The following is an 18839-nucleotide window of genomic DNA, read 5'->3' as shown; positions in this document are numbered from 1 at the left end:
GGTTTAGATGCTATATCTTTTCAATTAACATTTTTCTAAAAATCGCAAAATAAGCTCACTGATCTCTTCAACATGTGTTTCAAGAGCGAAATGCCCTGTATCCAGTAAATGAACTTCTGCAGATGGAATATCACGCTTGTAAGCTTCAGCTCCGGCGGGGAGGAAGGCAGGATCGTTTTTACCCCATACGGCTAAAAGCTTAGGCTGATACTTACGGAAATAAGCCTGAAATTCAGGATAAAGCGCCACATTTGTTCTATAATCAAGAATCAAGTCCAGCTGGATTTCTTCAGCTTCCGGCCGCGACATGTAAGCAATATCGAGATAATACCCGTCTGGTGAAACCAGGCTGGTATCCGCTCCATGCAGATACTGAAAGTTACGAATGGTCTCAGCGGTTAAGGAGTCGCGGCATGCCTCTCGATTATCAGGTGTTGGAGAATGCCAATACCTCTCCCAGGATCCCCATGCGTCACTAAATCCCTCAACATAAGCATTCCCATTCTGACTAATAATGGCTTGAACTCTATCCGGATGAGCTGCTGCCAAACGGTAACCAACAGGTGCACCATAATCAAATACATAAAGCACATACTGTTTGAGAGATAATGCTTCAGTAAAACCCTCTACAACTTGGAACAGGCTGTTGAACGTGAAGTCGAATTGACTGCGCGGCGGAGTGGTTGTATGACCGAATCCAGCAAGATCAGGGGCGATGACACGGTAATGTTCTGCCAGCTTGGGAATGAGGTCGCGAAACATATGACTTGAGGATGGAAACCCATGTAATAATAAAATTACTTGTCCGTCCTTAGGGCCAGCTTCACGATAAAAAACCTCGACATCTCCAACCTTTTGCTGATGATAGCTAATCTTCATCTTTTACATCTCCCTCTCATATTTAATTCTGTGTAATTGGATGGCGTTATGGTCATTGGTTTTGAACTACAGTTATCGTATACTGAAAGTACATATTTGACTAACGAATATATTGAATCACTGCTATTCCAAATTGAAATACCAAAGGGTGATCGATGTGATCGATGCATTAGAAGGGCGTCTTTTTCTGGCGTTCATTGCGTTACTTGAAGAAAAAAGCTTCAGTCGAGCTGCAGATCGTCTAGGTTATGTTCAATCCACAGTGACCACACATATCCAGCAGTTAGAAAAAATAAGCGGACAGAAATTGTTTCATCGCTATCCGCGAGGGATTGAGCTTACGGAGGCGGGAAAGGTATTTTCCAAATATGCATATCAGTATGTTCATTTCGTTGAATCTCTTGAAGAAAGTATGCATGCACTGGATCAGCCCCGCGGAACGATACGCCTTAGAACACAGGAGTCTTTTTTTCTTACACGGATGCTTCCGTTTGTACAGAAATACACAAGAAAGAATCCAGGCGTGGATTTACGTATAGAGCAAGGATCTTATCAAGACATCCTAAAGGGTGTACTCGATTTTGAGCTGGATTTTGGAATTGTTCCTCAGAATCCGGATCGCCATGATATTCTGTTCTATCCGCTTCTGGAAGAGACGATTGTTTTTGCTGCCTCTGAGGATGTAGACCGGAAAGTGAGAAAATCCGGGGTTCAGATTCTGAACGACGAGCTTTTCATCAGCAGCGGCACCTCTTGTTTGTACCATACATCTGCTGTAGAGGTTTTGAATAATGCAGGTATTACGGTTAAGGATGCGCTGGAGCTGCCTAGTCTTGAGATGATTAAACAGTACGTGAGCTGTGGAAAAGGGTTTGCCTTAGTCCCTGAAATCGCGATCAACACCGAGCTGGAAAATGGCAAATTAAAGATGCTTCCGTTTCATTCCAAAATGAGTTTCTCGCATGGACTCATTGTTCATAAAAATCGTGAGCTCGGTTTTACTGCGAAAAGCTTTCAATCTGAAATGCTGCGTTTCTTAAATCCTTGATTTATATAGACTGAAGTTAAAAGTTACCGTTCTGGATGGCTGCGATGGCAAGTTTCTTGTGACCGCTGTTGCATCTCCCGAATCACTTGTCACCTCCGCTAACTCTAACGGACTGTATGTCCGTTAGATCCGTTACCGCATTCACTCGGTCACCTTCACATGCCTTTCTTTTATCTTTTTGAATCAACATTCACCATTTCAAAGAACTTTTTCAATCCATTGTTGGGCCAAGTAAATCCTATGCCTGTACATACTATATTCTTCTATACTAGAAAAAGGATGTGGCAACAACTTGAAAGAATGAACATATCCTTTTTTATGAGGCGTAGGCTCAAAATATCTCACTGCACATGAGAAGGACGATTCCTGATCAGCTCCCGGTTATCCCACAGCTGCTTCCGCAGATTGGATTTCGATCCCTCTATCTTGAAATGGGGAACTCCATGTTCCTTAGCAATGGGAACGCAGCTGACGGTAGCCTCATGCGAATTGGCGGTGAGCAGCATGAACAATGCATTCGCGCGGCGAAGATGCGGGTGTACGCGGTCTGGGTTTCGCCCGGTGTCATGGACAAGGGCTGCGCCCGTCTCGGTCACGACAGATTCAAACCATTTGGCTAACCCGCCAATAATAACGATGGTGCAGCCCTCCAGATAGCGGTTCGTTTCCTCGTGTTTCGTGACTTTGGGACGAGTAGTGGACTTTATTTTTAAAGAAGATTCTGTGTGCTGCATCTCGGTAGAACCAAAAAGTTTGGACAGCCTGGCATATCTTCCGTCAATGGCCACATTAAAGAGACAAGGGTCCCCATCCTTGGGCTCCTGCATGGCAACATCTTTCTCATGAATCGGAAAACGAAGCTCCGGGTTGTTCATGTCCACACAGTAGTATGTAAAATGCTCGCCTAACTCCACATATCCCATAAACTGCTGGATCGGCGCGCGGGCATCATCTCCTTGGAGCAGCAAGCGAATATAGTAGGAGGAAGATCCGTCCTCCCGCTGCTGAGGATCACACTGCACTTCTGCTTCATGCTCTAATCCGATACTGTTCACCATGGACTCTGTAATATTAAAGGTCTCGTGGTTCTCCAGCACGATATAGCCCCCGTGATCTCTGCGGTAGAAGGTACCGGAGTAATGGTCATTGCGCTCTTCCTGGCTTTTGGGAGACTCCTCTGCACCCTCTGTGACCTTATCCTTCAAGGGATCTGGTGTTGGCGTCTCTTTCTCAAGCTCCGGCTGATGGGCCGCAGGCGCAGGGGATTGAGGGAATGCAGGGGATACGATATCATCCATTTTTTGAAAATAAGACTCTAACGCATTGACCAACAGCATGGAGTCACTGATTCTCTTGCGAATGTCATCCTTGCCCTCCAGCTCCTGCTTCTCCCGTAATACTGCAAAATAACGCTCTGCATCTGCATGCAAAATATCAGTTATATGCTGCAGGGCAGCTGCCGGCTTGGGCGGGCTTTTCTTCTCATGCTCCAGCGATTTCACTTTGGTCTTCAGCTGCAGGACCAGCTCATCACTTTGGGCTTTGAGGTTCTGCTCGTTATGCTGCAGCTGCTGAATCATTCTGCTGGAGTGCCGTAATTCACCCTCTACCTGGACTTTGGCGCGCTCAAGCGAATAGACTCTCTTTTTCTCCGAATCATATTGTTCCTCCAGTTCGCGCAGCTTCTTGTGCTGTTCCCGGTATTGGCTCTCCAGGTCATGATGCTCATGAGAGAGACGCTGATGGCTTTTCTCCAGCTCTTTGATTTGTTTGCGAAGCCTTTCAGACTCCAGCTCGGCTTTCTGGCGAAGGTCCCGCTCTCTGGCGACAAGTGCTTTTTCTTTATCTTTCACGGGTTCTGCTTTTTCCTTAGCGGGTTCTATGCTCTCTCTGGTGCTGGCAATCAGGCTTGCCGCTGACTGGAGATCCGGATGCTTCTTCACGGGGTCCACCTGCTCGGCGTCCATCTCATGTAACCTTTGCTGGATGGCCTCATGCTCATCAGGAAAAAAACGCAGGGACCAATAATAATGCCATTTTCCATACTCCTGTACCCAGTGGCTTTCGGCTGTCAGATGTTCTTCCGCAGTGATGTGATCGGCGTCCTTGAATAAAGGAAGGATGATCGTGAAAATCGCCTGAATAGCCTTGGCTTTGTTCTGACCTTTCGCGATGCGTAGTCGCAGCAGCTGGATCAGAGTAGCGTCCGGAAAAGGCTGATCCGAGGGTGCTTTTATTTTAATGTTCAGTATATCGGTTAGAAGCCTCTTTTGCCGGTCGGATAGTTCAGTTAATAATAGGCCGAGTTGCCGGTATGGAAAGGGTTCAGACATCTGCTTCATCATCACAGACTTGAATCGATCCCCCTGTTCGATTTTTATATCATCGTCAGCCATAAAACCTATAAGTCTGCCAGCCCATTTATTTTTCATAACCTGCCTCCACAGTCAAAAATTTCAAAATAAAAACCACAGAAAGCATCCCAAACTAGACGATGCCTACTTCGAGATGCTTCATGGTGATTGAGAGCTTTATCCTATTGGAATTATTATATAATATGGGATTGATAGAAGAAAGAGGACCTTGAGGACCCTTTATTCGCAGGGGAATGGCTCATATGTGAGGCCAGGATCTTCATAACGTTTCTTCATATAAAATATTACCCAGACGGTCTGTAAAACGCAGTGTGAGTTCGGGTGTGGGATTCCAGATGCGTTCATCCTGTACGATGACGTATTTTTCACCGCTGTACTCGTAATATTGTGGCTCCTGATCGATGGTTATCGTGTACATATTCGCATCTTGCAGAACGTCCTCGTTTTCAATCATCAAGCCGACATTTCCTTTTTGGAGTCCTCCAAAGGTGATATCGTTCTTCACAATATCTTTTGTTTCACTATACTTATCTCCCTCATAAACAAAAACTCTCTTCTTGCTGAAGATAAAATATTTGTTGGCATCTGCTTCTTTTACGTATGCGTCCTGGATATTGTGCTGCTTGATGAATTTGGCAATATCCTCATTGGTTATCCCAATGATTATGTCCGTGTAATATTGTACTAGCAGTACGACAAGCACGATTATGGGGATAAGCAGGATATAGATGACTTTTTTCATGGGTACCTCTTTCAACCTCTTTTCTAAGTTAGACGAGGGCAGCGAGATCAAAATAGCTATTTTCTTTTTATATTAATTTTTAAAATTAATATGATGAACAGCGCAAGATAGGCATACCCCATTTTTATATAGAGTGAAGCAATACCAGCGAGTGATGCAGGTTTGTCGAAAAATATAAAATAGCCCAAGTACAAAAGATACAAAATCGCCCCGAGTAGAGCAATATTAATCACCTTAGTCATTATTTCGCTCCTTGCCTAATTGCTGTACTTTTAAGTTCATTTCATATCACCTTACTCCAGCACCTGACGCATGTACGCGATCAGTCCCTCACGCAGATCTTCATCCTGCAGCGCATAATGGATGCTCGTCTCGATAAACCCCTGCTTCTCCCCCACGTCATGGCGCACGCCGTCAAAATGGTACGCAAGAATCCGATCCTTCTGCGACCAGGCGGACAAGGCATCGGTCAGCTGGATCTCTCCGTTCTTACCGGCTTCCTGAGCCTCCAGAATCTCAAAAATATCCGGCGGCAGAATATACCGTCCCATAATCGCCAGATTTGACGGAGCCTCCTCGCGCAGCGGCTTCTCTATCAGCCTTACGGTTTCGTAGATTCTCTCTTTCAGCAGACGTCCGTCCACGATGCCATAGCGCCCTACTTGCTCCCACGGTACAGGCTGCACACCCACAATAGCACTGCCGTAGTGATCATAGACGTCCATCATCTGCTTCAGGCAGGGCACCCGGGATTCGACGATATCGTCACCCAGCAGGACGGCAAACGGCTCATCGCCGATAAATTTGCGCGCACACCAGATGGCGTGTCCAAGACCTTTGGGCTCTTTTTGCCGGATGTAGTGAATGTCTGCCATTTCAGAAGGGCGCCGCACCTGCTCCAGCAGGCCCCATTTCCCTTGTTCTGCGAGGTTGTGTTCCAGCTCAAAAGAGGAGTCAAAATGGTCCTCAATCGCCCGCTTCCCCTTACCTGTCACGATAATAATATCTTCAATCCCGGATGCGACGGCTTCTTCAATAATGTATTGAATGGTCGGCTTGTCCACAATGGGCAGCATCTCTTTTGGCATCGCCTTGGTAGCAGGCAGGAAGCGCGTGCCGAGCCCCGCAGCGGGGATAATCGCTTTTCGTATATGCATAGGTTTTCAGTCTCCGTTTCGTAGGTTTTCCAGTTGGTGACATTGTATCATGGGGATGTTGTGCTGGTATACTGGATGAAAGAGCGGCCGCCTCAGGCTGACGCAGACCAAAGGAGAATTTCATCATGAAAGAGCGGGACCTCTATTTTGATAACCTCAAATTCATTCTGATTCTGCTGGTCGTCACGGGGCATTTCATCGAGCCTTTTAACACCGAACGCACGGTCGGAACACTTTACCAATGGATCTATTCGTTTCATATGCCGCTGTTTATTTTTACAGCCGGTTACTTCTCCAAAAACATCCGTTACCCAAAATACTACGTACAGCTCGTATCCAGCCTCGTTGTGCCGTATTTCCTATTTGAGACGCTGTACACGTTGTTTGATTATTACACTCAGGGACTGGACAAGCTGGATTTCACCTATTTTTATCCGTACTGGATTCTGTGGTTCATGTTCAGCATGATGCTGTGGAAAATGCTACTGCCTTACCTGCTCATCCTCAAGCACCCGCTGTGGATTACGATATCGATGTCTGTCATGCTGGGCTATTCGCTTGATGTGGACTATTATGCGAGCATATCGCGCACGCTGTACTTTTTGCCTTTCTTCATGCTGGGCTTCTTCTTCAAAAGAGAGTGGCTGGACTTGTTGAAAACGCGGCGTGTGCAGCTCATGTCCTTCTTGGTGCTCGCCGCTGGTGCTGTGCTGCTGTACGGGCTGATGCCGATCCTGCCTACAGGCTGGTTTTATGGCGCAATGCCATACCTGGCGCTGGATCTGGAGATGTGGTATGCCGGGATCTACCGGGTGCTGACCTACGGATTTACGGTATTAATGGGGTTGTGCGTGCTCTCGCTGATCCCATCATCCAGGCAGCCTTTTACGGACCTCGGCGTCAACACCATGTATGTCTTTCTGCTGCATGGATTTCTGGTCAAAGGGATGCTGTATGCCGGTTATTTTGAGACTTTCAATTCTACGGGCGGCAAAATCCTTCTGATCGGAATCGCGGTGGCGGTAACCTGCATACTGTCCTCGTCCTGGATCAAGCGCGGCTTTGGATGGCTGGTCGAGCCAAACTATGGCTTTCTATTTAAAGAGCGGATTCGGCGGCGATCTAAAGAGGTGCGGAAGAAAGAGGAGTTTTAAGTTTAGTTTTAGTTAAGTATTCGCTCTACACGGCAGCAAAAAGGCCTTTCCGGCGGCGGCAGCACAGCTGCTTCCGGGGAAGGCCTTTGTTGAGTTCTCGTTACCTGGTGCTGCATGGTGCGGTTAACGTTCCGGGGGCGGAGCCGGTCGAGCGGCGGACAATCAGCTCTGGCGGCAGCACAATCCGCCGGGCGGCAGGATCACCCTGCTCCGACAGATCCCGGACGACCAGGTCAACCGCCAGCCGGCCCATCTGCTCAATCGGCTGGGCAATTACGGTCAGCGGCGGGTCTGTCACACTGGCGAGGATGGTATCGTCAAAGCTGACGATCGAGCAGTCCTCAGGGATGGACAGCCCCAGCTCGCGGACCGCACGCAGTGCGCCGATGGCCAGCAGGTCATTACAGCAGAACAGTGCTGTCGGACGGTCCGGTCTCTCCAGCATGCCCTTGGCCTGCTGGTACCCGTCCTCGATCGTAGGCTCACATGAGATGATCCGGTCTCCCGGCACCTTCAGTCCCCGAACCGCGGCAGCTTCAACAAACCCGCTTACCCGTTCGCTGCTGCTCGTGACCCGCTCACTCTCGGCCAGTACCGCAAGCCTGTCGTGGCCCATATCCATGAGATGATCTGCTGCCAGCCTGCCGCCGTCCAGGTCATGGACCCGGACGCTGTTTGCGCCGAAGCCGGGATGATCCCGTGCGATGAGCGCAATGGCAATAGCATGATCCTGAAGCGATGCGAGCAGCTCCTCATGCGAAATCCCGGTGCCGATGATAACCCCGTCGACCTGCTTCTGCTTCAGCAGGCTGACATATCGTTTCACTTTATCTTCCTTATTATCTGTGCTGCAAATGACCACACTGTATCCGAGCTGATGCCCCCTGTCCTCCACCGAACGTGCAATTTCGGCAAAAAACGGGTTGGAGATGTCGGGGACGAGCAGCCCGAGGGTGTAGGTTTTTTTGCCGGCCAGGGCAGATGCAATCGCGTTCGGGCGGTAATTCAGGCGCTGCATGATATGCAGCACTTCTTCACGCCGTTCCCGGCTGATCTTGCCCTTGCCGTTGATGACATGAGAGACCGTGGCAATGGAGACGCCCGCTTCACGCGCAACGTCATAAATCGTCGCTTTTATCATCGCTGTGCCCCATTTGTTAAATTTATGCATTTTGTATATTATGCGCTTTCACGGTCTGCCTTGCAAGAAATTTCGTGACGCTGGTTCTAACGCATCAGCCAGTCATGATCCGGGTCGTTGCGGAACTTCCAGATCCGCTTGGGCCCTGCCATCACATTGAGGTAATACACATCATAGCCCGGCGGTGCTGAAACAGGGTGATAACCTTCCGGTACCATAACCGCCTCACCGTTCTTCACTGCCATCGTTTCGTCGATACTGCGGTCGTCCGTGTATACACGCTGAATGGCAAAACCCTGCTCCGGCTGCACCCGGAAATAGTACGTCTCTTCCAGTAGAGACTCTTCCGGCAGCTGGTCACGGTCATGCTTGTGAGGCGGGTAGCTGGACCAGTTTCCGCTGTCGGTAAACACCTCCACCACCAGCAGGCTGTCCGCCGGTTCCTGTTCCGGCAAAATATTGTGCACCAGGCGCGACATGCTGCCGCTGCCGCGGTGCTCCACACCGACATGCTCCGGTGCAATCAAGCGTGCCTCGTGTCCGCCCTGTCCGGGGGCGAGGCATACGGCCAGCTCCAGTTCGGTCAAAGCAGTAACCTCATACGATTGCTCCGAGGGAACGTACACGGTAAACGGCGGTATTTTCTCAAACACACTCATCCGCTGGCCAATGTCGCTCCAGGTCTGCGACCCTGCCGTCACATCAGCGCGGCCGGACAGCAGCACCAGTGCTGCTTCCTGATCACCTGTCACCTGACTCAGCTTCTGTCCTTCTTTCAGACGATACACCTCAAACCCTACATACTCCCATCCCGCACTCTCCGGCGTGATGGACAGCACCCGTCCATTCTGATCCGGCGCTGTGGGAGGTACGATGAAATCTGGCATGTTGATCTCCTCCTTGTTGGAATGCTGCTGGGCTTTCGCCCAGCAGCTAATCAGATTGTTGCTGTGTGCTTATGTGCTGTAGTGCTGTTTGAGCCGCCACAGCACTTGATCAGTTGCTCATCACTCTTAAACACCCGCTAACGGACTGTATGTCCGTTAGCTTACTAAATGTGCTAGTTTTAGGCCTCTAACGGACTCAGTGTCCGTTAGATTGCTGGCCCCCCTCTGGAGCGGCAGGTTACTGACTACCTGAACTTTCCCGTTCGCACCATCGGTACCATCGGCGCCATCTGCATCATTTCGCACCACTTGCATCACTAGCGTCATTCGCACCATCGGTACCTGTTAGCACGACTTGCGGCACTCGCGCCCTCCGGATCTCTTGCGCCAGTAATTCGCACCATTGCACCATCCGCCGCACTTGCACCAATCGTGCCATCCGCAACACTTACATCATCCAAGTAACTTATATCACTCGCATCATGCGCCTCGCTTACTTTACTAGCGCACTTCACATCACTTGCATCACTCGCAACTCTTGCTTCATACGTGCACACGCATCACTTGAGCCACTTACGCGGCGCTGCTCTAGCTCACCGAGATGCCGCTGGCCAGCTCGGCCAGCTTCACGGGGCGCCCCTCAGCGAGGGACCGCTTGGCGGCGAGCGCGATCAGCTCGGCCTGCAGGCCGTCGTGTCCGTTGACCGGCACCGGGGTACCGTGCTGCAGACTTTCGATGAACTGCCGCGTCTCGTTGATGTACGCTTCGGTGTAGCGTTCCAGGAAGAAGTACAGCGGCTTGTCGCGCGTTACGCCTTCCGGTCCGCTGACGACGGCGGTACTCGGGTAATCGTTGTCGGCGGATACGTTGCCGCCGGAACCGAACACCTCGACACGCTGATCATAACCGTACACGGCCTTGCGGCTGTTATCGATCACGCCAAGCGCTCCGTTTGCAAACCGCAGTGTGGTGATCGCTGTATCGATATCACCCTGCTCGCCGATGGCGGGATCTACCAGCACCGCGCCCTGGGCGTACACTTCCACTACTTCGCTGCCCGTAAGAAACCGCGCAATATCAAAATCATGGATCGCCATGTCCATAAACAGGCCGCCGGACACTTTAATGTAATCCGGGTGCGGCGGATTCGGGTCACGGGAGGTGATCTTGATCAGATGCGGATCCCCGATCTTTCCTTCTGCCACGATCTCCTGCACCCGGCTGAAGTTATGGTCAAACCGGCGGTTGAAGCCGATCTGCAGACTTACACCGGCAGCTTCAACAGCAGCCAAAGCTTCACGTGTCTGATCCACACTCATACTCACCGGCTTCTCGCAGAAAATATGCTTTCCGCTGGCCGCCGCTTCCTTAATCAGCGGCACATGCGTATCGGTGGAGGAACAGATAAACACCGCATCGATATCCGGATTTCCGATAATTTCGCTGCTGTCATTCGTCACCACAGGAATACCGCGCTCTGCGGCCCAGGCCCGCAGCTCGTCACCGGCGAACAAGTCGCCGATGGCTGCAATGTCTGCGCCCGGAATGCGCAGCAGATTATCCCCATGAATTTTGCCGATCCGGCCGGCACCGATAATTCCGATTTTAATGGCTTTCATGTCCATGTCTCCTCTGCTTGAAGCGGCTGCCAGCTACCAGCGCGCCGTCACCATTTTCTTACGAGTATAAAACTCTACACCGTCTGTACCGTTCGCATGCAGATCCCCATAGAAGGAATTTTTCCAGCCGGAGAACGGGAAGAACGCCATCGGTGCAGGAACGCCCAGATTCACACCCAGCATACCCGCATCGATATTCTCACGGAACTGGCGCACATCGCTGCCATCCTGCGAGAACAGGCACGCGCCGTTTGCGAACTCCGAGCGGTTCGAGAGCTCAATCGCTTCTTCCAGTGTTTCTGCACGCATGACAGACAGCACCGGTGCAAAAATCTCATCCTTCCAGATTTTCATTTCACTGGTTACTTCATCAAAAATCGTCGGACCGACGAAATATCCCGTACCGTCTACTCCCTCATCGCCGCGTCCGTCACGAACCAGTTTCGCGCCTTCCTGCTCGCCCGCTTCAATGTAGGAGAGTGTGCGCTCCTTATGCGACTGACGAATCACCGGGCCGAGGAACACGCCTTCTTCTGCGCCATTGCCCATGGTGATTTCATCTGCAGCCTGCTTCAGCTTGGCCATCAGTGGCTCAGCAACATCACCCACCGCCACGACCACAGAGCATGCCATGCAGCGCTCACCGGCAGAGCCGAAGGCCGCACTGACAATCTGATTCACAGATGCATCCAGATCCGCACTCGGCATCACGATGCTGTGATTTTTCGCGCCGGCGAGGGCCTGCACACGCTTGCCGTGAGAGGAAGCTGTTTTGTACACATACTCTGCTACCGGCTGGGAGCCGACGAAGGAAACGGCAGCAATGCCTGGATGCTCCAGAATGCCGTTCACCACATCATGCGCGCCATGGACAATGTTCAGGACACCGTCCGGCAGTCCTGCTTCTGCGAACAGTTCCGCCAGCCGCTGAGCCAGAAGCGGCGTGCGCTCGGACGGCTTCAGCACAAAGGCGTTGCCGCAGGCAATGGCGAGCGGGAACATCCAGCACGGTACCATCATCGGGAAGTTAAACGGCGTAATGCCTGCCACAACCCCGATCGGATACCGGTACATGCCGGATTCCAGGTTGGTGGCGATGTCCGGCAGCTGCTTGCCCATCATCAGGGTAGGCGCACCAGCTGCAAACTCAACACATTCAATGCCGCGCTGCACTTCGCCGTATGCTTCAGCGTAGCTCTTGCCGTTCTCCGCCGTAATCAGGCGGGCCAGCTCTTCCCAATGCTCAACCAGCAGCTGCTGGTATTTGAACAGGACACGCGCCCGGCGCGGTACAGCCGTTCTGCCCCAGGCCCGGCCCGCTTTCGCGGCGGTTTGTACGGCATGATCTACCTCTTCCTTGCTGGAGAGCGGTACATACGCGAGAATCTCTTCCGTGGCCGGATTGTAGACCGGCTCGGTTTTCCCCGATTGGGATGGAATAAACTGTCCGCCGATAAAATTGCTGAGGGTCTGCACGTCCTGCGCTGCCCCGGATTGTGTTTGCTTTGTCATGTCTGATTGGCCCCTTTCAAAATAAACGCTGAATGAATAAATAGAATACTGCCTCATTCTCAGGAATTCGCTGTAATCTCACCGCGCTTGCAGCGCTCAATATACTCATGAACGTCATCACTGGTCGGCATCGCATCTGAACAGCTGTGGCTGGAAATTACGATGCTCGCTGCCGCACTGCCGAACTCCATGCTGCGCTGGATACTCCATCCCTGCATCAAACCGTACAGGAATCCTGCTGCATAGGAATCCCCTGCCCCGAATGTCTTAATCACCTTGGCCGGAAAGCTTTGCGCTGTATGGCTGGCTCCATCTCGTGTATACGCGATCGAGCCCTCTTTGCCATGCTTGATAATGACGATCCGCGCCTGATAATCAAACCACTTCGCCGCCGTGATGTTGTCATCGCGCTCCGGATTGCCTCCGAACTGTTCCATCATGTCGAATTCTTCGCGTGTGCCGAGGATAATATCGCATTTTTCAGCTGCTAGGTTGTAATAGGTCGCTGTTTCCTGCGGAGATTTCCACGTATATGGACGATAGTCCAGATCGAACGCGATCACCGCGCCATGCCGCTTAGCGTAGTCGAGTGCCAGGAACACTGCTTCACGCGATGGGCTGGCTGCAAGTGCCGTCCCGGAGATCAGCACCATTTTGGCAGAAGAGATCAGCTCTTCATTGACCTCACCCGTCTCCAGCAGCAGGTCAGCGGCGTTGTCACGATACATCAGGATACTGCAGTCGGTTGGACTCTTGATCTCGGTAAACGCAAGGCCTGTTACAGCCCCCGTCCGGTCGGTCGTCACACCCTTGGTTTCAATGCCGTTGTCCTCCAAATATTTCGTAATAAAACGCCCCATCTGATCGTCCGCCACCTTACCCACAAACCCTGTTGCAAGGCCCAGGCGTGACATGCCGATACAGATATTGGCCGGGGACCCGCCCACATATTTGGTAAACGTGACCGTCTCCTCCATCGGCCGGTTGATCTCATTGGCATTCAGGTCGATACACAGCCTCCCTACCGCGATAAAATCCAGCGGCTTGGAAGCATTAAACGTAACCTCGCTCATCCATAAACCTCCTGTTCTATAATCCAAAATATTTTCATATTTCACCTATCCACATCTTCATAAGGCTTCTTCCAGCCTGCTCTTGTTCACGCCTGCTGTGACTTAATACCCGTGGTGTCCAGACTGTTCAAATACGCCAGCGCCCGCTCTGCATACTCTCTTGCCGGATGCAGCGCAGGGTCCTGCTCACCTTCCAGCATCGCCCATCCGCTGTAACCCCGCTGCTCAAGCTCTGCCATGATCGGAGCAAAATCGATGCAGCCGTCGCCCGGTACGGTAAACACACCCCGGCGGATACAGCTCACAAAATCACAGCTGTCCCGGTGTGCCAGTTCCAGCACATCCAGCCGGATATCCTTCAGGTGGATATAGGCAATCCGTTCATAATGCTTGCGGAGCAGCTCCAGCGGGTCACTTCCGCCATAGTAGGCATGCCCTGTGTCATACAGCAGGTGCACAAGCGCTGGATCTGTCATGGACATCAGCCGGTCAATTTCTGTCGGCTGCTCCACAACGGTGCCTCCGTGATGATGGTATGCCAGCTTCATGCCATAGCTTGCAGCGATTTCCCCGGCCTGGTTGAGTCCCTCAGCCAGGCTTTCCCATCCATCATCATCGAGCCGGAGTACCACGCTCTCCATGGGCGACCGGCGGGGGTCAAAATGCAGCGATCCGCCCACCTCCGCCGTACTGATCACCTTGCTGCCGAACCCTGCCAGAAACTCCGCATGGCGGCGGTAATCTTCCAGCTCCTGCCGCCTGTAATCCGGATCGGAGAACAGCACCGACTTCCACTGGGAAACCAGCTGAATGCCGCGGGCATCCAGTTCCTGCTTCAGCTTGGCCGGATCCTTCGGAAATTTCCTTCCCATCTCGGTACCGGTCAATCCAAGAGAAGCAATATCGTCCACAATCATCTCAAACGTCGTCTCATCACCGTGCTCCCGGACATCCTCGCCCACCCAGTTAATGGGATGCACGCCAAGCTTGAACAGCCTGTTGTTCATAAACAGCGCTCCTTTACTTTGGTTTAGTAAGGTTTTGCTTCCTTGCTCCGGGCCGCCATCTCGCGCTGGGCGTCCGTTACCTTCGCAGAAGTCGATACCTCCGGCACTTCTACACGCCACCAGGATTCGTAGCCGTCGGTATTGGTCCCCGGCACAACCGGAATCTCGATCAGGGTCGTCACCGTCTCCTGCTGTGCCTGCGCCAGCGCCTGACGCAGCTCTTCCGGCGTGCCGGCCTTGTACGCCTTGGCGCCAAGCGCCCGGGCATGGGCAGCAAAATCAATCGGCAGGTAGTCGCCGGTCAGCCGGCCCGTACCTTCCTCACGGACGCGGAATTCGTTGCCAAATCCGTCACTGCCGTTGCCCCGCTGGAGATTATGAATGCACTGGAAGCCGTGGTTGTCGAACAGCAAAATGGTGATCTTTCGTTTCTCCTGCAGACTGGTCACCATTTCCGAATGCATCATCAGATAGCTGCCGTCGCCTACCATCGCGTATACTTCGCGTTCTGGTTCGGCAAGCGCTGTGCCAAAGGCGCCGCTGACTTCATACCCCATGCAGGAGAAGCCGTATTCCATATGATAGGTTTTCGGTTCCGCCGGTCTCCACAGACGGTGCAGGTCGCCCGGCAGGCTTCCCGCGGCACACACAATGACTGAAGACGGATCAATGCTCTCATTGATCACGCCCAGCGCTCTCGTCTGGGCCAGTCCGTCCGGATGCTCTGCCGCATACAGACGGTCTACCTCACGGTCCCACTCTTCCTTCAATGCGGCTATCTCGCCGTCTCCATAACCGGACACGTAATTTTCTTCCGACAGCTTGGCATGCAGGGCAGACAGCCCTTCTTTGGCATCGGCGAGGAAAGCTTCTCCGCCCAGCTTGGCGCTGTCTGCACCGTTCACATTCAGATTCAGAAAAGATACGCCTTCCCGCTGAAAAGCCCACTTGGAGGAAGTGGTGAAATCGGAATAGCGGGTGCCAATGCCGATGATGAGATCGGCTTGTGCAGCAATACGGTTCGCGGCCAGTGAACCGGTCACGCCCATCGCCCCTAAATTCAGCGGATGATTCCAGGGCAATACACTCTTACCAGCCTGTGTTTCCGCTACCGGAATACCAAAGGCCTCCGCGAAGGCAGCCAGCTCACCGGTGGCATCACTGTAATGCACGCCTCCGCCGGCAATAATGAGCGGCCGCTTGCTGGATGTTATGCGCGCTGCTGCACGCTTCAAGCCTTCCACGGACGGCGGGCGCCGGTCGATGATATGCACCGTCTTCTCAAACAAGGCGTCAGGGTAGTCATAGGCCTCTGCCTGCACATCCTGCGGCAGCGCCAGGGTCACCGCTCCCGTCTCTGCCGGATCGGTGAGCACCCGCATCGCCTGCCTGGCGGCCGTAATGAGCTGCTCCGGCCGGGAAATCCGGTCCCAGTACCGGCTGACCGGCTTGAAAGCATCTGCGGCCGACACGGTATAGTCGGACGGCGCTTCAATCTGCTGCAGCACCGGGTCCGGCTGGCGGCAGGCGAAGTTATCGCCAGGCAGCAGCAGCACCGGAATCCGGTTTACAGTTGCGGTAGCTGCCGCTGTCACCATATTCAGCGCACCCGGGCCGATGGAGGATGTGCAGGCCCAGATCTGGCGGCGGTTTTTCTGCTTGGCATACGCAGCTGCGGCGTGCACCATGCCTTGTTCATTTTTGCCCTGCACAAAGACCAGATCTCCTGCACTGCGCTCCAGGGCTTCGCCGAGGCCGGTCACATTGCCATGTCCGAATATCCCCATGACGCCATGCACGAACTTCGTTTCCACCCCATCGACAGAAATATATTGAGCATCCAAAAATTTTAGCAGCGCCTGAGCCATCGTTAATCTTGTGGTCGTCAACCGGATCATCTCCTTTTTAACTGTGTATCATTTTATCTATGAATTAAGCGCTTAACCCTAAATACGCAAGCGCCTGAATCCATCTAGGATTAAGCGCTCTACTGCTATGTGTATGATTTAATGACTGCCCAGCATCCCTTTTAATTTCATGATTTCCACCCCGGCCAGCATCATAATGCCTGTACCATGGTTGTCATTCACTACGGTCAGCAGGTCAAACTTGTAGTAGTCACCAGTGAAGGAATATCGCGATCCGCTGCATACGCCGTGCACACTGCCGCGTCGGTCGATAGCTTCTCCCGTCAGTCCCTGCCATGCGCGGAGAGCCGCATCTGCGAAGGGAGCCGGATCTTCCAGCCAGCCAAAGCGTACGCCTCTCGCAAAAGCATAAGCAAACATGGCCGTACATGAGGCTTCTTCATAGGCATCCGGGTCAATAATTACCTGTCTCCACAATCCTGATGCTCCTTGGTAGGATGCAATACCAGCGCACAGTTCCTGGAAGAATGACAGCAGTGCCGGACGATCTTTATGATCTTCCGGAAGCCGCTCCAGCAGCTCCGACAGGGAGAACAGGCTCCATCCGTTGCCGCGGCCCCACGGAACCCGTGTAGCCTTTCCGTACTTGAAGTCGTACACATGGCTCATCGTGCCTTCCTCCGGCATAAACAGATACTCCCGGTACCGCAGAAATTGATGAGCCGCTTCGTCCAGATAGGAATGGTCACCCGTAATCAGTGCGTAACGCGACAAGAACGGTGTGCTCATGTACAGATCATCCGCCCACATCGTATCTGCGGAATATTCACCAACACACAGCCTATAAAAAGCACCATCCTCACGCCGTTCCAGGCGGTTTATCATAAAGTCAGCGATAACCTCAGCCACTTTTAAATAATCGTGATTGCCGCTTTCTGTGTACGCCTCCAGCATGGCAGAGCCGAAAGAGCCGCAGTTATCCAGCATCTTGATCAGCACGAGCTGGTGGTTGATGGATGGAAAACCGTAGGTATCCCGATCCCACACCGAGTAGGCATACCATGCGGTACAGATATCGATATGCGCCCGGGCATAATCCGCAATATCCTTACGTCCCAATGCACGCGAAGTCTGAAGCAGACCGTACATCGTCACCCCCAACGGATAATCCCAGCGGCCAAAGTTCGTGGCAGTACCGGAAGTCCACTTGTTGCTGAGCATTGCATTCTCATAGAACGGCCGTACCCGCCGGTCCGGTGCATCCAGCGACCAGCCGGACAAGCCATCTCCGTCTGCCCTCTCAAAAAGTCTGCGAACCGACATCACATCTTTCGGTTCTTCCTGCACTTCAGCAGACAGCGGTCCTGCATACAGCCAGGGAGACGGCGCTCCGTGTACCGGTACCGGAAGCACAAATTCCAGCTGTGTGCTTCCGCTGTGCGCCTGAAGCTCGAAGCCCCATTTGGATGCCCCGCTCCCGCTGTCACACCTTACCAGCAGATCACCCCGGCAGGCTGCGGCGGGCAGCTCACATTGCAGCTCACCTGCATCCTGCGTTTCCAGCACAGCATGACCGTCGATCCAGATGGTCGTACGCCCTGCCGTGTGTCCTGTGAGTTCCACCGTTTCCACACCGGATGGAACTTCAAGGCGAGACCAGGCATATCCCGTGACGGCCAAGCCGTCTGCCGGTATGCCGAATATCCGTTCCAGATTACGTTTAGCTGCGGCTTCATGGCTCCAGCCGGTTACAGGCAGCCAGGACAGGCCGCTCTCTTCTTCCCGTGCTCCAGCATCCGGGAATACGCCGCTGTCCCCGAACGTTCCGGCTGCCAGCGGTCCCGTGTATACCCAGCCTGCAGCTTCCTGCCGGTCTGCAAATGGTGACAGCACCTGCAGAATACGCACCTTGCCTTCTTGAGCGCCGAAATAGCAGCCGAAGCCGCCTTCTGTTCTGCGCGCTTCTATCATCAGTGTGTTCCATCCCTTGTTCAACAGGATCGGAATCACGATTTTTGCATCCGGCTTCATTTCGTCTTCCGCACCGGAGCGGTACATTAACTGCTCGTTCAGGTAAAACCGCACCGGACTGAATGGCATGATCCCGGCATCGATCGAGCGTTCATCATCGCTCCAGACGAGACCGAGCGCATAGGCAGCTTCGCCCTGCTTCGCATCCCTGAACCGCTCGTTAAAATTAAAGTTATAGTAACCTTCTTCGGTCTGGAGAATGCCGCTTTGTGCAAAAGACCGCAGCGCAAACGGAATTTCAGGATTGGCTCCTGTGAAACGGCCTGCCACTGTATTCAACATCCCGGCATCGTCTTCACCCATCCAGTACCGGATGCTCTCCCGGGGTTCGATATAGCTTGTCAT

Annotated in this window: 16 protein-coding genes; 2 read left to right on the top strand and 14 right to left on the bottom strand. The window is 52.7% G+C overall.

Annotated features, from left to right (window positions below):
• Nucleotides 1–24 precede the first annotated feature (24 nt).
• Entirely contained in the window at nucleotides 25–879 is an 855-nt protein-coding gene (locus HII30_RS13115; RefSeq protein WP_169505496.1) for an alpha/beta fold hydrolase, read from the bottom strand.
• 157 nt (nucleotides 880–1036) lie between these two features.
• Here HII30_RS13115 and HII30_RS13110 point away from each other — a divergent pair, with 157 nt between their 5' ends.
• Nucleotides 1037–1927: a LysR substrate-binding domain-containing protein gene (locus HII30_RS13110; protein ID WP_169505495.1), complete on the top strand. Its 891-nt coding sequence runs from the start codon at nucleotides 1037–1039 to the stop codon at nucleotides 1925–1927.
• A 341-nt stretch (nucleotides 1928–2268) separates the two neighbouring features.
• Here HII30_RS13110 and HII30_RS13105 read toward each other — a convergent pair whose 3' ends face one another.
• The 4 genes from HII30_RS13105 to galU form a co-directional block, all read right to left on the bottom strand.
• Nucleotides 2269–4359 carry a hypothetical protein gene (locus tag HII30_RS13105; RefSeq protein ID WP_169505494.1) on the bottom strand — a complete coding sequence of 697 codons (2091 nt, stop codon included), beginning with the start codon at nucleotides 4357–4359 and terminating at the stop codon, nucleotides 2269–2271.
• A gap of 202 nt (nucleotides 4360–4561) precedes the next feature.
• Nucleotides 4562–5044, bottom strand: a complete 483-nt coding sequence (locus tag HII30_RS13100; RefSeq protein WP_169505493.1) for a hypothetical protein — start codon at nucleotides 5042–5044, stop codon at nucleotides 4562–4564.
• A 56-nt stretch (nucleotides 5045–5100) separates the two neighbouring features.
• Nucleotides 5101–5286, bottom strand: a complete 186-nt coding sequence (locus HII30_RS13095; RefSeq protein WP_169505492.1) for a hypothetical protein — start codon at nucleotides 5284–5286, stop codon at nucleotides 5101–5103.
• Between the two features lie 51 nt (nucleotides 5287–5337).
• The gene (gene galU, locus HII30_RS13090) at nucleotides 5338–6201 is read right to left on the bottom strand and encodes a UTP--glucose-1-phosphate uridylyltransferase GalU (protein ID WP_169505491.1); all 864 of its coding nucleotides are present in this window, start codon (nucleotides 6199–6201) and stop codon (nucleotides 5338–5340) included.
• A gap of 125 nt (nucleotides 6202–6326) precedes the next feature.
• Here galU and HII30_RS13085 point away from each other — a divergent pair, with 125 nt between their 5' ends.
• On the top strand, nucleotides 6327–7355 hold the full coding sequence (locus tag HII30_RS13085; protein ID WP_169505490.1) for an acyltransferase family protein: 1029 nt from the start codon (nucleotides 6327–6329) through the stop codon (nucleotides 7353–7355).
• Nucleotides 7356–7455: 100 nt separating this feature from the next.
• Here HII30_RS13085 and HII30_RS13080 read toward each other — a convergent pair whose 3' ends face one another.
• From HII30_RS13080 to HII30_RS13040, 9 genes are all read right to left on the bottom strand, one after another.
• Nucleotides 7456–8496, bottom strand: a complete 1041-nt coding sequence (locus HII30_RS13080; protein WP_211184578.1) for a LacI family DNA-binding transcriptional regulator — start codon at nucleotides 8494–8496, stop codon at nucleotides 7456–7458.
• 86 nt (nucleotides 8497–8582) lie between these two features.
• Complete coding sequence (gene iolB / locus HII30_RS13075) at nucleotides 8583–9383, bottom strand: 5-deoxy-glucuronate isomerase (protein WP_169505489.1); 801 nt, start codon at nucleotides 9381–9383, stop codon at nucleotides 8583–8585.
• 323 nt (nucleotides 9384–9706) lie between these two features.
• Nucleotides 9707–9844, bottom strand: a complete 138-nt coding sequence (locus tag HII30_RS13070) for a hypothetical protein (RefSeq protein WP_169505488.1) — start codon at nucleotides 9842–9844, stop codon at nucleotides 9707–9709.
• Between the two features lie 127 nt (nucleotides 9845–9971).
• A complete protein-coding gene (gene iolG, locus HII30_RS13065) occupies nucleotides 9972–11003 on the bottom strand; it encodes an inositol 2-dehydrogenase (protein ID WP_169505487.1) in 1032 nt (343 codons plus the stop codon).
• Nucleotides 11004–11036: 33 nt separating this feature from the next.
• The gene (locus tag HII30_RS13060; protein ID WP_169505486.1) at nucleotides 11037–12515 is read right to left on the bottom strand and encodes a CoA-acylating methylmalonate-semialdehyde dehydrogenase; all 1479 of its coding nucleotides are present in this window, start codon (nucleotides 12513–12515) and stop codon (nucleotides 11037–11039) included.
• 59 nt (nucleotides 12516–12574) lie between these two features.
• On the bottom strand, nucleotides 12575–13588 hold the full coding sequence (iolC, locus tag HII30_RS13055; protein ID WP_169505485.1) for a 5-dehydro-2-deoxygluconokinase: 1014 nt from the start codon (nucleotides 13586–13588) through the stop codon (nucleotides 12575–12577).
• Between the two features lie 86 nt (nucleotides 13589–13674).
• A complete protein-coding gene (gene iolE, locus HII30_RS13050) occupies nucleotides 13675–14595 on the bottom strand; it encodes a myo-inosose-2 dehydratase (RefSeq protein ID WP_169505484.1) in 921 nt (306 codons plus the stop codon).
• A gap of 23 nt (nucleotides 14596–14618) precedes the next feature.
• The gene (iolD, locus tag HII30_RS13045) at nucleotides 14619–16484 is read right to left on the bottom strand and encodes a 3D-(3,5/4)-trihydroxycyclohexane-1,2-dione acylhydrolase (decyclizing) (RefSeq protein ID WP_169505483.1); all 1866 of its coding nucleotides are present in this window, start codon (nucleotides 16482–16484) and stop codon (nucleotides 14619–14621) included.
• 117 nt (nucleotides 16485–16601) lie between these two features.
• On the bottom strand, nucleotides 16602–18839 hold the full coding sequence (locus tag HII30_RS13040) for a glycoside hydrolase family 88/105 protein (protein WP_169505482.1): 2238 nt from the start codon (nucleotides 18837–18839) through the stop codon (nucleotides 16602–16604).

The sequence above is a fragment of the Paenibacillus lemnae genome (assembly GCF_012933385.1).
Classification (GTDB): domain Bacteria; phylum Bacillota; class Bacilli; order Paenibacillales; family Paenibacillaceae; genus Paenibacillus_AQ; species Paenibacillus_AQ lemnae.
This window is presented reverse-complemented; position numbering and strand designations above follow the sequence as displayed.

Bases quoted from the DNA above. Each gene is read 5' to 3' on its own strand.
- iolE (WP_169505484.1), bottom strand. From the start codon at position 14,595: ATGAACAACAGGCTGTTCAAGCTTGGCGTGCATCCCATTAACTGGGTG.
- HII30_RS13115 (WP_169505496.1), bottom strand. From the start codon at position 879: ATGAAGATTAGCTATCATCAGCAAAAGGTTGGAGATGTCGAGGTTTTT.
- galU (WP_169505491.1), bottom strand. From the start codon at position 6,201: ATGCATATACGAAAAGCGATTATCCCCGCTGCGGGGCTCGGCACGCGC.
- HII30_RS13085 (WP_169505490.1), top strand. From the start codon at position 6,327: ATGAAAGAGCGGGACCTCTATTTTGATAACCTCAAATTCATTCTGATT.
- iolC (WP_169505485.1), bottom strand. From the start codon at position 13,588: ATGAGCGAGGTTACGTTTAATGCTTCCAAGCCGCTGGATTTTATCGCG.
- HII30_RS13095 (WP_169505492.1), bottom strand. From the start codon at position 5,286: ATGACTAAGGTGATTAATATTGCTCTACTCGGGGCGATTTTGTATCTT.
- HII30_RS13100 (WP_169505493.1), bottom strand. From the start codon at position 5,044: ATGAAAAAAGTCATCTATATCCTGCTTATCCCCATAATCGTGCTTGTC.
- iolB (WP_169505489.1), bottom strand. From the start codon at position 9,383: ATGCCAGATTTCATCGTACCTCCCACAGCGCCGGATCAGAATGGACGG.
- HII30_RS13060 (WP_169505486.1), bottom strand. From the start codon at position 12,515: ATGACAAAGCAAACACAATCCGGGGCAGCGCAGGACGTGCAGACCCTC.
- HII30_RS13080 (WP_211184578.1), bottom strand. From the start codon at position 8,496: ATGATAAAAGCGACGATTTATGACGTTGCGCGTGAAGCGGGCGTCTCC.
- HII30_RS13040 (WP_169505482.1), bottom strand. From the start codon at position 18,839: ATGACAAGCTATATCGAACCCCGGGAGAGCATCCGGTACTGGATGGGT.
- iolG (WP_169505487.1), bottom strand. From the start codon at position 11,003: ATGAAAGCCATTAAAATCGGAATTATCGGTGCCGGCCGGATCGGCAAA.
- HII30_RS13105 (WP_169505494.1), bottom strand. From the start codon at position 4,359: ATGAAAAATAAATGGGCTGGCAGACTTATAGGTTTTATGGCTGACGAT.